Genomic DNA, 13527 nt, shown 5'->3' with positions numbered 1-13527 from the left:
GCCCCTGACACCGCTCCTGCTCAGATGCCGCCCTCAACCGTCAATTCCCCATAGCCGGACCCTCCGCCGCCATCCCGCGGCTTCCATCATCGGAGGTTTGCCGACACGGACCGCAAAGCGCCCCGGGCCCCTTCAGTTCCCTCAGAACGCCAAGCGTTTGCGCAGCATGCAGTACCGCTTCGCGCTGGCGGGATCGCGGCCCTCAATCCGTCGTTGATCCTCGCCTTGTCTCGTCCCAGCGGCTCTGGGCGATCCTTTGCCGCGACCTGAGTGCCTCGGACCGAACATCGCCCATCCCAACCGCCTTCATTACGGCGGCGTCGCGACTCTCCCCGTCTTCGCGCTGTAGCAGTCGGTGCGGTGGCGCCCGACCGCCGCGTCGGTGATGACAATTCAGGGCGCCGCCGACAGGTCCGCCGCTGGGCCGAACTCGATCATCGCCGCGCGGACCGCTTCGGCCGTTGCGACCGGCGGCGGCGTGGTTCACGCTATAACATCGTCCCGTTGTTCAGCAGGAGCCGATTATGCAATCGCTTCGGCGCGCTTCAGGTCCGTCTCCAGAAGGTCTGCCGCTGCAGCCAGTCCCCCGATAGCGCCAAACGAGCCGCTGATCAGCTGATAGACTTCGCCCGTTGTGATCGCCTCTCGCGCGAAGGCGAAGATCTCGGGACGTTTTGGGAAGAGGAAAGGGATCAACCGCAGCGCCAACGTCCATGAGGCGATGTTGTCGGTTGGATAGTGGACCCCGGCCAGAACCCGCCGGTCGCCCCACGCCGCCGCATAGCGCATCAGGGTGGTCCTGTCGTTCGGGGTAACGGTCCGCCCCTGATCGAGCCACGCCGCCAGCACGCTGCAGCCGCCGAGCAGGCCTTGGATGCAGTGCCCGCTCAGCAGCGACGGGTGCAGGCCGGTGTGCGTGACCGAATCCGCCGTCTCCCACACGAAACCGTCGACGCCGAGCACCACCGCCGCCGTATAGGGCCGCGGCCGCTGGAAATGCAGCTTGATGTCGAACAGGCTGGGCTCGCGCCTCCTGATGCGGCCCCAGAATTGCTGCTCGAACTCATCCACGCCAACGCCGGGGTTGTAGAGGATGTAGTTCGATCCGACGCCGCGCGAGGCGCGGTGCTCGAGCGACTGGTCGGCGAACGGCAGCACCCGGTTGGCGACATCGATGACCAGCGCATCCTCGACCTGGTAGTGCCAGCGGCCGTCGCGCACCAGGTTCATCGGCAGTTGTTGCAACCCGTCGGGGCGCGCCGACAGCGCGTCCTTTGCCATGAACGCAGTCACGCACAGCTCAAGCTCGGCCCGCGTCGCGTCGTCGGCGGTCGCCGCTGCGGCGCCGCGCCATCCGCTGGCGGTCCACTGCGGCCAGACACGGGTCTCGATGTCGGCCAGCCACCGCCGCATCAGCGTCGCGTGCTCCTCCTCGGTGCCGTCGAAATCCTCCATCCGCTCAAACATGTTGCGACGGCGCTTCGCCAGAGCCGCATTGAGGGCGCCGAATGGTCTCTGCTCCATGGTCGATCCTTGCTGTTGCTCTCGGCGTCGATGGCGCGCCCCTCAGCCCTGCGCGGCGAGCGCGATCGCCTTGCGCATGCCGAGCGAGGTCGCCTCGAAAGTCGCGGGGTTGGGGATCGGGACGCGGGCGAGTCGCTCGACGCCGTCGGCGACGAAATCGGGGTCGTAGGCCAGCATCCGCGAGACGGCGAGGCGCGCGCCCTCGGCGTCGCCAAGATGGCCGCAGGCGGCGATCACCGTGCGCAGGGCCGGCGCGAACACCGCCTGCGGGCCGGCGGCGTTGATCTGCGCCAGCGCGCGCCCGCCGAACCGGGCCGCGTCCGCGTAGCGTCCCGCGGTCAGGGCCGTCAGCGCCTCGGTGGTGGCGAACAGGTATCGATAGGGATTGCGCGCCCCGATGCGGGCGACGGCCTGCGCCCGCCGCGCCGCCTCGGGAACGGACCCGGTGTAGAGGCAGAGCAGCGCCCGGGCGTCCTGCAGCAGCAGGTTGTCGGCGCCGAACTCGTCGAATGGCTCCAGCAGGTCGCGGGCGGCCGCGAAGTCGCGCCGCACGAAGGCATGGACATGCGCGATCAGCGCGGCGACGAGGGGGCTGTCGCCGGCGCGCTCCCGCGCACGCGCCGCATACTCGTCGAAGGGTGCGCGGTCGCCGCCGCCCTCCGCGCCCGACTCGTGGCGGAACGCCCCGACATAGCCGAGCCAGGCCCAGTACTCGCCGCGCCCGTCGGCGGCGGCCGCCGCCTCGAGCGAGGCCTGCGCCGCGGCGAGATTGGCGTAGGGCACGCGGAGAAGCTGGTCGATGCCCCGCAGCGCCAGCGCCGCCGCCGTCTGGCGCCGCCCGAACAGCGTCGGCGCGTGGCGCTGCAGACGGTCGATCAGCTCGTCGGAGAGATGGACCACGGTCAGCGCCGAGCGCGCGAAGGAGGCGACCGTCGCCCGGCGACCCGAGGTCCAGATCAGCCGCCCCGACGCGAACTCGACGGCGCACAGGCCGACATGCACGTCGCCGGAGGCGTGCAGCACGCTGCAGTTCACCCGGACGTCCGGCGGGTCGCCGGCGTCCTCCGCCGCGGTCGGCCAGGCGTAGACCTCGAACGGCCCGAGTTCGGCGAGCCGCCGCATCATGCGATCGACCAGCGCCGCGCCGACGGAGGCCGCCACGGCGTCGTTCGCCGCGACCGCGCTGGGCTCGAACGCCACCCGCATGGCGTCGGCCGCCGCCGCGGTCGGCGCGCGATCAAGCGACAAAGGCGAAGCCGCGCGGGCCGGAGGTCTCGGCGGCGCCGCAGGCGCGGGCTCGGCGCGCCGTTCGCGCAGCCAGTCCTCGACCGGCTCTACATCGGCCAGGTCGAGGCCGTCCATGAAGCGCGACCAGTCCGGCGCCGCCGCATCGAACACGTCGATGCGCAGGTTCTCGCGCAGCAGGCGCACGCGGTCGCGGTCGATGGCGACGATGGGCGGGCGCAAGGGGCCAAGTGCGACGCGCAGGCCGCAAAGCTCCTTGCGCAGGCTGGCGCCGACCTGCTCCAGTTTCTTGTCGGGCCACAGCAGCGCGCCAAGACGGGTCCGGCTGCACTCGAAGTCGCGCGACGTGGCTGTGTAGGCGAGGATGATGCGGGCGCGTCGGCTGCCGATCTGCACTTCCCGGCCGTCGGCGGCGCGGAGCGCGAAACATCCGGTGAGCTTCAGATCGTGGCTCAACGCCGCCTCCGCCCCAGCCGCGCCGACCGAAATTCCTCTCAACACAAAGTCAATTAACGCAATGGTAACGCCTACGGAACGTACGGGCGCCGGTCGGCTGATACAACCGATTCGCGATCAACGCCCCGCGCTGTCAAGGTTCATCGCGCCGGCGCCGTGACGACCAGACCGTCGAATGCTGCGGAACGTATTGTCGTTCCACAGAAAATCACAGGCAGGCCGGAACGCCGGCATAGGCGCCCCGCGCGCCGACGCGCGGGTCATCCGCGCGGTGAAATCCTGCCGCCACAGATGAGGTGAAGCCGGTGACAAAGACCGCGACCAAGTTCCCGCTGACCGACCCGGAAGAACGCCGGGACGAGGCGACGAAGCGACGGCAGAAGGCTGCCGCCCTGTCGAACGCCTATCCGTTTCCGCCCCAGGTCGGCGCCGTCCTCGACGAATGCCCGCCCTACGTCTTCAATTTCCGCAAGGGGCTGCGCCACGAGCCGACCGGCCTGACGAGCGACGCCGACTATGCGGACTTCCGGGTCGGCACGACCGGGCACCGCCCTGAGCCCTTCGCGATGGCGAAGCTGAACGTCAGCGTCGATGCGCTGGCGCAAGGGCCGAAGCAGACGCCCCCGCCGCCCATCAACGACAAGGTCGAGGGGCGCGAGGCCGAGAGCTTCTTCCGCCAGTGGGAAAGCCCCACCGCCGGGTACGCCTACGTCATGCAGGGCCCCGATCCGTTCGCGCTGACCATGCCGCCGGCGCCGCGACCGGGCTCGGCCGAGCTGGCCGCCGAAATGGCCGAGGTCTACGAGATGGCGCTGCTGCGCGACCGGCCGGTCGCCGCGTGCATGAGCGGCGCCTTGGTCGCCGCGCTCGCCGGCGACATGAGCCCCGCCGACGCGAAGAAGCTGAAGGCCGACGAGAAGGCCTTCGCCGCAGCCGCGGAGCGCCTGAGCGCCCTGCGCTGGTTCAGGGGGCAGGACGCCCCGAACGACACGAAGACCCCTGCCCTGCGCCAGCGTCGGCGCTTCGGCGAGCGGCCGACCACCGACACGCTGTTCCGCGGTCAGGGCGAAGACCCTTGGGATACGCCCTTTCTCTCGCAGTTCATGGTGATGGGCGCCGGCGACCCCAGCCGCCCGGCCGCCCATCTGGCGGGCCGCAAGAGCGGCGTCATCCGCTACGGCGCGCAGCGCATCGACCAGAAGGTGCGCGTCGCCACGCCGGGGCGCGACTACATGACCGGGTGGAATGACTGGCGCGACGTCCAGAACGCGCTCGACGCGCGCAAGACGCTGCGGCTGCTCACCAGCGACGCCGTCGAGCAAGGCGACGCCGACAAGGCCAAGGACCTGAGCGAGGATCTGCTGGACCAGAACCTGCAGCCGCAGTTCCGCCCGATGGCGCGCCTGCGCGACCTCGCGACCTATGTCCATGACGACCAGCTGTATCAGGCCTACCTGAACGCTGCGCTGCTGCTGCTGGCCGAGGACTTCCCGCTCGATCCAGGCATCCCGTTCCACCGGAGGACCGCCAATCCGGCCGGGCTGGACGGTTGGAACCGCGAGCCCTTCGCACTGTTCGGTCCGCCGCATCTGCTGACCCTCGTCACCGAGGTCTCGAGCCGGGCGCTGAAGGCCGTGCGTCTGCAGAAGTTCGCGGTGCACAACCGGCAGCGGCCGGAATCGCTGGCGGCGCTGTTTCACACCATGATGCAGGGCTACAGGCCCGACAGCGTCGCCGAGATCCCCGTAGGCAGCCCGGCGCGCGGCGCGATCGCGGCGGGCGTTGCGCGCTATCTGTTTCCCGACGGGCAGGGAACCGAGCCGTCCCTCGCCCCCACCCTGTCGGCCGTCCTCGCCCACAACAAGACCGTCAACGCCAGGTTCGGCGCCCCGCCGACGCACCTGCTGCCGATGGCCTTCCCGGAGGGCAGCCCGATGCACCCCGCCTATGGGGCTGGGCACGCGACTGTCGCCGGCGCCTGCGTGACCCTGCTGAAGGCCTTCTTCGCCATGCGCGACAAGGACAGCGGCAAGCCGGTCTACGTCGTCAGGCCGAACGAGGCGGCGATGGTGCCCGATCCGGGCGCCGGGCCGGAGGACGCCGGCGTCGGTCTTCTGGAGTTGAAGATGCCGCATGGATTGACGTTGGAGGGCGAGTTGAACAAGCTGTGCTGGAACATATCCAACGGCCGTAACATCGCCGGAGTCCATTACTACACCGACTATGTCGAGTCGGCGATCCTGGGCGAGAACGTCACGCTGGGCATTCTGCGCGAGCAGATGGCCGCTTACGATCCCGCAGAGATGGTGTCGATGACGGTGCCGCTGTTCGTGGAACGGACGCTGCCCGAAGCGCTGCTGACGCCCGGCGCCGGCGTGAGCGCGGGCGAGCCGGTGGCGGCCGTCCGCATCGACCCGCACGGCGCGCTGCACAAGGCCGACCTGACGCCCCGCACCCCCTGAGCCCCCAACGATCGGGCGGGCGCCGGCCGCGGCGCCCGACCCCGTCCCAAGCGACAGGAGCAACGACCATGATCATCGGACAAGGCGCGTTCACGCCCGGAAACGGGCACGACCTGCGCGGCGGCTTCACGCTGACGCGCCAGCGCGGCGGCGTGCTGATGCGCACGTCGGCGGACTTCTTCTTCGACGGCTCGCCCGAACCGGGCTGGGCGCTGACCCTCGGCCTCCCCGTCGACGCCGGCGACCAGGCGGTTCAGGCGGCCGCAACCGCCACCGACTTCCAGCGGCTGCCCATGAACGTCGCCGTGTCGGGCGAGCAAACCGGGCTGATCCCCGAAGCGATCGACCTCGACGCCTACAACACGCTGTTCCTGTGGTGCTATCGCTTTCCCTTCATCCTCGGCGTCGGGCCGATCGAGCGAGTCTGAGCGATGCGATTCCTCGACGACGCCGTCATTGTGATGGCGAACCGCCTCGTCACCGCCATCGAGGCCGCCGGCCAGACCGAGACGCGCAGCGCAGGCGAGTGGATCCTCGTGCGGCGCCGGCCGCAGACGGGGCGGCTCTGGGTCTCCGACAGCGAGAGCTTCGATCTCGCCGATCCGCCGTCGGTGCCGCCGAGCGGCCTGCGACCGCGAAACACCATCGTCGCAGCTCTGCTGCGGGGCGACGCCGCGCGCGAGGAGTACGGCGTGCTGCTGACGCCCGATGATGGCGACGCCGCGGCGCCGGGAACGTTCTTCCCGACGCTGGGCGTGCTGACGCTGACGGCCGGACCGGACGGCGTCCGCCTCAACGGCGCCGGGATCGTGGGACGCCGGTCCGAGGCGCTTTGGATTTTCGACGCCCTATCGGTCGCGACAGCCGATGGGCGCAACAGGGAGGCGCGAGGCGCATGATCTCGACCGACGATATTCTCTTCGAACGGCTTGGCCGCGCATACGTGACGCGGTTCGTCTCGACGGTGGCGCTCGTGCTGCACCGCAGCCCGGCGGCGGACTTCGACGTCCACGCGCCGGAAGCGCCGGCGAGCGACCTTCTGTTCGACCTCTGCTTCTTGGGCGTGGCACAGATGGAGGAGCGAAGCGGACTGGACGACGCCGGCCGCCGCTACTTTCCGCTGGCGACGTTCGAGACCGGCGGCGCGGACGGCGCGCCGCGCCGGGTGATCGAGGGCGCAGCGCTTCTGCACGGCATGGTCGAGGAGCCGCTGATCAGCGCCGCGGTCGAGCTTGCGCGCGCATCGGCCGCGGGCGAGCCGGCGGCCGCGGTGACCGCGCCCGGCCTTGGCCGGTAGGTAGGCTCAACCAGCGTTCAACCGACAGGAGACGCGACGATGAAGACCATCCACGCCGCCCCGACCAAGCGGAAGATCGCGGTCGACGGCGTCCTCGTGACCGCCTTCGACCTGCAGACCGCGGTCAACCGCGCCGAGCCCGGCGACGTCGTCCGACTGATCGCCGGCGTCTACCGCAAACCCGTCACAATCAGCTTCGGCGGCGCGCCCGGCGCACAGATCACCGTGACCGGCCCCGCGCCGCGCGAGGGCGAGGCGGTGCTCGACGGGGGCCGCGAGGAGAAGGACGGCCTAGAGGGCGGCTTCTTCCCAACCGACGGCGACTGGGCCTTCGTGAAGATGACCGGCGCGAGCCACGTGACCTTCGAGCGCCTGTGCGTGCGCAACTGCTGGCCGCACGCCTTCTACATCCGCCAGTGCGCCGATCTGGCGTTCCGTGACATCGACGCGGAGGGCGGGCGGCGGCTGATCTATGCGCGTTCAGGCCGCCGGGTGCCCACGCGCGGCCTGCTGCTGGAGCGGATAAAGTGGGTCCAGGATCCCGAGCGCACGATGTGGCGCGGCGAGACGCGCTGGCGCGAGGTGAAGCAGGAGAAGGGCTTCGCCGACAAGAGCTGGTTCAACGGCGGCCTGCTGGAGAGCTTCGACATCGAGGGCGACGTCGTGATCCGCGACTGCGACATCTCCCACGCCTTCAACGGGATCAGGATGGACATCCGCGCCGAGGCGGTCACAGACGGACCCGACGGACCGGTGGTGAAGCGCAACCGGGACGTACGCATCTATCGCAACCGCTTCTCCTACATCCGCGACAACGCGGTGGAGCCGGAACGGGGGCTGAACGGCTGGCTCATCGCCGGCAACGCCTTCTACGAGGTGCATGCGACGCTGTCGCTCGACGCGGTGACGATCGTCAATCTCGCCTTCGTGGGCAACGCCATCCTCAACGTCTCCCGTCCGGCGGACACCAGCAACACCGGCGGCAAGATCATCAAGTTTCTCGACGTCAACGACGCCGGGCCGGTCAGGGTCAGCGTAGGCTTCGTGTGCGCCTTCAACTCGGCGCGCACCCGCACCCGCTACATCTCCGACGCCAAGGTCAAGCCGTGGACCGACGTCAACAACGCCCTCGAGCGTTTCGCCGCCACGGACAAGGACGACGCCGATCTGTTCAGCAAGGTCGTATGGAGGCCCGGCGTCGTGGGCGACGCCCTGACGACCAACGACCCCAAGCACCCGGACGCCAACGCCGCCCAGGGCGCGCCCTTCCGACGCTGGCCGCGGGTCGACCCGGTGTTCGCGCCGGTCGCGCTCGCGCCCGGCGACGACGCGCCGCTGGGCGGATGGGACGGGACGCTGACGCTGTCGAACGGGGCGCAGGCGCTGACGGCTATTGCGGTCGACGTGGTCGGGCCGGACGGCACGGTGGTCGGGATCGCGGCCGGGGGCGCGCCGGGCTGGCGATCCGCCGCCCAGCTCGGCCTTTTACATTGGCTCGACGGCCATGTCGCCTAGGCTCCAGACTCATTGATCGTCAAAGCCGGAACAGGACGGTCGCGGCGAGGGCGACGGCGGAGAGGAAGACCCTCGGACATCTGTCGTCGCGGGTGGGCATGCGGCGCCAGTCCTTCAGCCTGCCGAACATGATCTCGATCCGGTTGCGCCGCTTGTAGCGGCGCCTGTCGTGGCGGACGACCTTGCCGCGGGAGTTCCGGCCGGGGGTGCACGGGCGTATTCCCTTGTCTTTCAACGCCTCGCGGAACCAGTCGGCATCCTATCCCCGGTCCGCGATCAGCCATTCGGCGGCAGGCAGGCTGCCGAGGAGCGCCGCCGCGCCGGTGTGGTCGCTGACCTGGCCCGCCGTCATGAAGAACCGCAGGGGGCGAACACACCCATGTCACCCCATCGCTTCCACCGATTGTAGATGGTCTTCGGCGGGCCATACTCCCTAGGCGCGTCGCACCATCTCAACCCATTGCGATTGATGAAGAGTATGCCGCTCAGCACCCGCCGGTCATCGACGCGCGGCTTGCCGTGGGACTTCGGCAAGAAGGGCCGCAGCCGCGCCATCTGCGCGTCGGTCAGCCCGAAAAGGTTGCTCATCCTCACCCCCCGCAAGTTCGGGTGATTGAACAACGCAGGCCGAACGGCCTCAAGCAGATCAATGGGTCCTGACCCTGGGCGGCGGGTGCGGGACTGGCGGCTTTTGGCCTGCGATCCTGGACTGCGCCCCTCGGACTGGCCGGAACCGGGATGGCCCATCTGCCCCCCGGCCCGCCGATCAACCGAGTCGCGCTCCATCAGCGTCAAAGCGGTGCAATCGCTCGGGGTGCGGGCGCAGAGGCAGCACGTCGCCCACCGCAATCCGTTCCGACCCCGGCAGCCGCACGGTGATCGCGACGCCGTCGATCTCGGCATGGGCGAATGTGTCGGGGCCGAGCGGTTCGACCAGCCGCACGATCGGGCGCAGGCGCGGGTTCTCGGGGCAGAGTTGCAGGTCCTCGGGCCGCACGCCGACCATCGCGGCGCCGCTCGCCGGACCGAATGGAGTAGAATCCTCCCGCGCTGGCGTCAGGTTCATCGGCGGCGCCCCGATGAAGCGCGCGACGAAGGTCGTCGCGGGCCGCTCGTAGAGCGCCATCGGCGGCCCAACCTGCTCGATGCGGCCCCGGTTCATCACCACCAGCATGTCGCCCATGGTCATCGCTTCGACCTGATCGTGGGTGACATGGACCGCCGTCGCGCCGAGCGCGAGGTGCAGGCGCTTGATCTCGGCGCGCATCTCGCCGCGCAGCTGGGCGTCGAGGTTCGACAGCGGTTCGTCGAACAGGAACGCGGCGGGGTCGCGCACGATGGCCCGGCCCATGGCGACGCGCTGCCGCTGGCCGCCGGAAAGCTGGCGCGGCTTGCGGTCCAGAAGCCGGTCGAGCTGCAGGATCGCCGCCGCCTCGCGCACGCGCCGGTCGATCTCGGCCCGCGGCGCGCCGCGCACCTCCATGCCGAAGGCGATGTTGCGCGCCACGGTCAGGTGCGGAAACAGCGCGTAGTTCTGGAAGACCATCGCAATGTTGCGGTCGCCCGGGGCGCTGCGCGTCACGTCCCGCCCGCCGATCAGGATGCGGCCGGCGTCGGGCGTCTCCAGCCCGGCGATCAGGCGCAGCAGCGTGGACTTGCCGCAGCCCGAGGGACCAACCACCACGCACAGCGCGCCATCGGCCACCGACAGGTCGAGTCCGTGGATCACTGGCGTCGCGCCGAACGCCTTGCGCAGCCCTTCGAGCCGAATGTCCGCCATTTCCGTCTCCTTCGTCCGCCGGCGTTCTAGGACGGTCCTGCGACAGACGTGCGACTGTTGCGCAAGGTTCGCAGAGGCGACACGCGGGCGTCGCCTCCCCCGACTACGCCGACTCCCGACGAGGGAGCGTGGCATGGTGGAGACGACGGCGGAGATGGGCATGGAGGCGCGCTGGACATGGCGCGGTCCGTCGCTCGCCTGGGCGCTGCTCGCCCCGTCGCTGCTGTTTCTGCTGCTGTTCACCTACTGGCCCATCGCGCAGTCGCTGGCGCAGGCGATGCGCATCGAGACCTTCGGCTCGGACGCGGTGACGTGGGGCTTCGGCAACTTCGAGCGTCTGTTCGAGGATGCGAGCTTCCGTCGCGCGGCGACCAACAACGTGGTCTACGCCGCAGGGACGATGCTGCCGTCAATAGCGCTTGCGCTGGCTCTGGCGGTAGGGCTGCAGGAATCGACGCGCTTCAACGCGACGCTTCGCGCGGTGGTGTTCTTCCCGGTGCTGTTGCCTCTTGTGGCGGCGGCGGCGCTGTTCCTGTTCGTTTTCCTGCCTGGGATCGGGCTGCTCGACTACTATCTCGGCAAGCTCGGGGTCGGACGCACCAACTGGATCGGCGACCCCGACATCGCGCTGTGGTCGCTGATCGGGCTGACGGTGTGGAAGAACGCCGGCTACTACATGCTGTTCTTCCTCGCAGGGCTGCAGGGGATTTCGACCGATCTCTACGAAGCTGCGCGCCTGGAAGGCGCCGGGGCCTGGGGGCGGTTTCGCCGGGTGACGCTGCCGCTGCTCGGCCCCACCACCGCCTTCGTCGCGGTGATCGCGCTGATCAACGCGGTCACGCAGGTCGACCACGTCGTGGTGCTGACCAAGGGCGGACCATCCGACAGCACCAACCTGATGCTGTTCTACATCTACCAGCAGGCGCACGAGAACTACGACTACGGAAAGGCGGCCGCCGCCACCGTGCTGTCGCTCGCGGCCCTGCTGACGCTGTCCGCCCTCTCGCTGCGCACGCTGGAGCGCGGCGTGCATTACGAGTCCTGAACATGCCTGCCGCGGCGCAGGACGGGCGCTGGCTGGCGGTGGCGATGCTGGCCGCCGTGGCGCTGGTGTGGTCCACGCCGCTTCTGTGGATGACGGTAGCGGCGTTCCGCCCGCAGAACTTTGGCGGGCTCGACATGGCGAGCCTGCTGCCGGACTTCGCGCCGACGCTGGCGAACTTCGCCGAGGCGCTCGACAGCGCCGATTTCGCGCGGCTCTACCTCAACACGCTGGCGGTCTGCGCCGGCATCCTCTCGGTGCAGCTCGCGACGGTCACGCTGGCGGGCTACGCCTTCGCGCGGCTGCAGTTTCGCGGCCGCGACCTCGTGTTTTACCTGTTCCTGCTGCAGCTGATGATCGTGCCGCCGGTGCTGATCGTGCCGAACCTCGTCACCATCGTCGGCCTCGGGCTCTACGACACGCTGCTTGCGGTGATGGCGCCTTACTTCGCCTCGGCCTTCGGTGTGTTCCTGATGCGCCAGACGTTCCGCACCATCCCGCGCGACTTCGAGGAGGCCGCGATGGTGGAGGGCGCCAACTGGGCGCAGATCGTCTGGCGGGTGCTCGTGCCGCTGGCGAGGCCCGGCATGGTCGCCTTCGCCATCGTCAGCGTCACCGCGCACTGGAACGAGTTCCTGTGGCCGCTGATGGTGATCTCGAACCCTGACAACCACACGCTGACCATCGGGCTGGCGAGCTTCACCCGCGGCGCCGAGAGCGCCTCGCAATGGGGTGTCATCGCGGCGGGAACCTTCCTGGTCGCCGCGCCCCTGCTCGCGGCGTTCACGCTGTTCCAGCGCCAGTTCGTCAACTCGTTCCTTTTCTCCGGCGTCAAATGAGGATCGCCCCCATGCAAACCTGGAAGTCCCTGGTCGCCGCCGGCGCGGTGTCGCTGTCCGCGTCGCTCGCCCATGCCGCCACCGAGATCGAGCTGTTCTTCCCCGTCCCGGTCGAGGGCAAGCTCGCCGCCGAGATGAAGAACCTGATCGAGCGGTTCAACACCGAGCACGCCGACATCGACGTGACCCCGGTCTACACCGGCAGCTACGACGAGACCAACATCAAGACCCGCGCCGCCATCAAGGCCGGCCGACCGCCGGCGGCGGTCATCATGTCGGCCAATTTCATCCTGGAATACCAGATCAACGGCGAGATCGAGCCGCTCGACGGGCTGATCGAGGCCAACGGACTGACCGCCGACGCCTACATGGACCGGTTCTGGCCGGCGCTGCACGGCAACGCCCGCTTCGCCGACAAGGTGTGGGCCGCACCGTTCCACAACTCCACGCCGCTGCTATACTTCAACAAGGAGCATTTCGTCGAAGCCGGGCTAGACCCCGAAAATCCGCCCGCGACCTGGCAGGAGTTCGTGGACGCCGCCAAGGCGCTGACCGTGCGCGACGGCGATCGCATCACCCGCTACGGCTTCATGCTGCCCGGCAACTACGACTATCTCGGCTGGATCATGACGGCGCTGACGATGTCCAACGGGGGCCAGTACTACAACGCCGAATACGGCGGCGAAGTCTACTACGACACGCCGTCCATGCTGGGCGCGCTGAGCCTCGTCCGGGACATGATCTTCACCCACAAGGTGACGCCGGAGGGTGTGACGGACGGCAAGGCGGTCTCGACCGCGTTCTTCGCCGGCGACGCCTCGATGGTGATGCTGTCCACCGGTTCGCTGTCGTTCATCCGCGAGAACATGGGCGACCGCTACGGCGTGGCCTTCGTGCCGCGCAACGTGCGCAACGCCGTCGCCATCGGCGGCGCCTCGCTGATGATGCCGAAGGGCCTGAGCGACGACCAGAAGGCGGCGTCCTGGACGCTGATCAACTGGCTGACCAGCCCTGAGATCTCTGGCCACTGGAGCCGCTTCACCGGCTACTTCGCGCCCAACAGGGCGGCCTACGACCTGTCCGAGATGAAGGGCTTCCTCGAGGCCAATCCCGACGCGCAGGTCGCGCTCGACCAGCTCGCCTACGCCCGCAGCTGGTTCGCCACCTTCAACACCGTCGCCGTGCGCAAGGCGCTCGAGGACGAGGTTCAGGCGGTGATGTCGGGCGACCGCGAGCCCGCCGAGGCGCTCGCCGCCGCGCAGGCCAAGGCCGACGAGATCATGCGGCCCTATGTCGAGCAGACCGCGCTGAAGCTGCCGCAGTAAGCGTCCCCCCTCGAACCCGGCGCCGCGCGGGTTCCGCGCGGC

11 protein-coding genes and 1 pseudogene are annotated in these 13527 nt (G+C 69.4%); 8 read left to right on the top strand and 4 right to left on the bottom strand.

Annotation, left to right across the window (positions count from 1 at the left end; all coding sequences use genetic code 11):
- Positions 1-522: 522 nt before the first annotated feature.
- Together BLW43_RS17245 and BLW43_RS17240 are read right to left on the bottom strand one after the other, a co-directional pair.
- Positions 523-1524, bottom strand: coding sequence for a phosphatase PAP2 family protein (locus BLW43_RS17245; RefSeq protein ID WP_093255366.1), 1002 nt, complete (start codon positions 1522-1524; stop codon positions 523-525).
- Positions 1525-1566: 42 nt separating this feature from the next.
- On the bottom strand, positions 1567-3225 hold the full coding sequence (locus BLW43_RS17240; RefSeq protein ID WP_093255364.1) for an AfsR/SARP family transcriptional regulator: 1659 nt from the start codon (positions 3223-3225) through the stop codon (positions 1567-1569).
- A gap of 305 nt (positions 3226-3530) precedes the next feature.
- Here BLW43_RS17240 and BLW43_RS17235 point away from each other — a divergent pair, with 305 nt between their 5' ends.
- The 5 genes from BLW43_RS17235 (at position 3531) to BLW43_RS17215 (ending at position 8499) form a co-directional block, all read left to right on the top strand.
- Positions 3531-5687 (top strand): phosphatase PAP2 family protein, encoded by a 2157-nt coding sequence (locus BLW43_RS17235; RefSeq protein ID WP_139284116.1) that lies wholly within the window; start codon positions 3531-3533, stop codon positions 5685-5687.
- A gap of 68 nt (positions 5688-5755) precedes the next feature.
- Positions 5756-6115, top strand: coding sequence for a hypothetical protein (locus BLW43_RS17230; protein WP_093255361.1), 360 nt, complete (start codon positions 5756-5758; stop codon positions 6113-6115).
- 3 nt (positions 6116-6118) lie between these two features.
- The gene (locus BLW43_RS17225; protein ID WP_093255360.1) at positions 6119-6586 is read left to right on the top strand and encodes a hypothetical protein; all 468 of its coding nucleotides are present in this window, start codon (positions 6119-6121) and stop codon (positions 6584-6586) included.
- The gene (locus BLW43_RS17220; RefSeq protein WP_093255359.1) at positions 6583-6984 is read left to right on the top strand and encodes a hypothetical protein; all 402 of its coding nucleotides are present in this window, start codon (positions 6583-6585) and stop codon (positions 6982-6984) included. Before BLW43_RS17225 ends, BLW43_RS17220 begins: the two co-directional genes overlap by 4 nt.
- Positions 6985-7023: 39 nt before the next feature.
- Positions 7024-8499: a right-handed parallel beta-helix repeat-containing protein gene (locus BLW43_RS17215; protein ID WP_093255357.1), complete on the top strand. Its 1476-nt coding sequence runs from the start codon at positions 7024-7026 to the stop codon at positions 8497-8499.
- A 19-nt stretch (positions 8500-8518) separates the two neighbouring features.
- Here BLW43_RS17215 and BLW43_RS17210 read toward each other — a convergent pair.
- Positions 8519-9087: pseudogene (locus BLW43_RS17210) on the bottom strand (transposase).
- A gap of 178 nt (positions 9088-9265) precedes the next feature.
- Positions 9266-10279 carry an ABC transporter ATP-binding protein gene (locus tag BLW43_RS17205; protein WP_093255356.1) on the bottom strand — a complete coding sequence of 338 codons (1014 nt, stop codon included), beginning with the start codon at positions 10277-10279 and terminating at the stop codon, positions 9266-9268.
- Between the two features lie 133 nt (positions 10280-10412).
- Between BLW43_RS17205 and BLW43_RS17200 the strand changes: the two genes are divergently transcribed.
- Genes BLW43_RS17200 through BLW43_RS17190 form a run of 3 tightly spaced genes read left to right on the top strand, consistent with a single transcriptional unit; the run spans position 10413 to position 13485 of the window.
- On the top strand, positions 10413-11324 hold the full coding sequence (locus BLW43_RS17200; RefSeq protein ID WP_217632221.1) for a carbohydrate ABC transporter permease: 912 nt from the start codon (positions 10413-10415) through the stop codon (positions 11322-11324).
- 2 nt (positions 11325-11326) lie between these two features.
- On the top strand, positions 11327-12160 hold the full coding sequence (locus BLW43_RS17195) for a carbohydrate ABC transporter permease (RefSeq protein ID WP_093255354.1): 834 nt from the start codon (positions 11327-11329) through the stop codon (positions 12158-12160).
- A gap of 11 nt (positions 12161-12171) precedes the next feature.
- Positions 12172-13485, top strand: a complete 1314-nt coding sequence (locus BLW43_RS17190; RefSeq protein ID WP_093255353.1) for an ABC transporter substrate-binding protein — start codon at positions 12172-12174, stop codon at positions 13483-13485.
- Positions 13486-13527 lie beyond the last annotated feature (42 nt).

Origin of the sequence: Rubrimonas cliftonensis, assembly GCF_900107585.1 — a bacterium.
GTDB classification, from domain to species: Bacteria; Pseudomonadota; Alphaproteobacteria; order Rhodobacterales; family Rhodobacteraceae; genus Rubrimonas; species Rubrimonas cliftonensis.
The sequence above is the reverse complement of the archived record's forward strand: the minus strand, read 5'-3'. Positions and strand labels throughout refer to the sequence as shown.

Excerpts from the sequence above, each read along its gene's own strand:
- BLW43_RS17205 (WP_093255356.1), bottom strand. The coding sequence starts at position 10,279 with ATGGCGGACATTCGGCTCGAAGGGCTGCGCAAGGCGTTCGGCGCGACG.
- BLW43_RS17195 (WP_093255354.1), top strand. The coding sequence starts at position 11,327 with ATGCCTGCCGCGGCGCAGGACGGGCGCTGGCTGGCGGTGGCGATGCTG.
- BLW43_RS17230 (WP_093255361.1), top strand. The coding sequence starts at position 5,756 with ATGATCATCGGACAAGGCGCGTTCACGCCCGGAAACGGGCACGACCTG.
- BLW43_RS17225 (WP_093255360.1), top strand. The coding sequence starts at position 6,119 with ATGCGATTCCTCGACGACGCCGTCATTGTGATGGCGAACCGCCTCGTC.
- BLW43_RS17245 (WP_093255366.1), bottom strand. The coding sequence starts at position 1,524 with ATGGAGCAGAGACCATTCGGCGCCCTCAATGCGGCTCTGGCGAAGCGC.
- BLW43_RS17200 (WP_217632221.1), top strand. The coding sequence starts at position 10,413 with ATGGTGGAGACGACGGCGGAGATGGGCATGGAGGCGCGCTGGACATGG.
- BLW43_RS17220 (WP_093255359.1), top strand. The coding sequence starts at position 6,583 with ATGATCTCGACCGACGATATTCTCTTCGAACGGCTTGGCCGCGCATAC.
- BLW43_RS17190 (WP_093255353.1), top strand. The coding sequence starts at position 12,172 with ATGCAAACCTGGAAGTCCCTGGTCGCCGCCGGCGCGGTGTCGCTGTCC.
- BLW43_RS17215 (WP_093255357.1), top strand. The coding sequence starts at position 7,024 with ATGAAGACCATCCACGCCGCCCCGACCAAGCGGAAGATCGCGGTCGAC.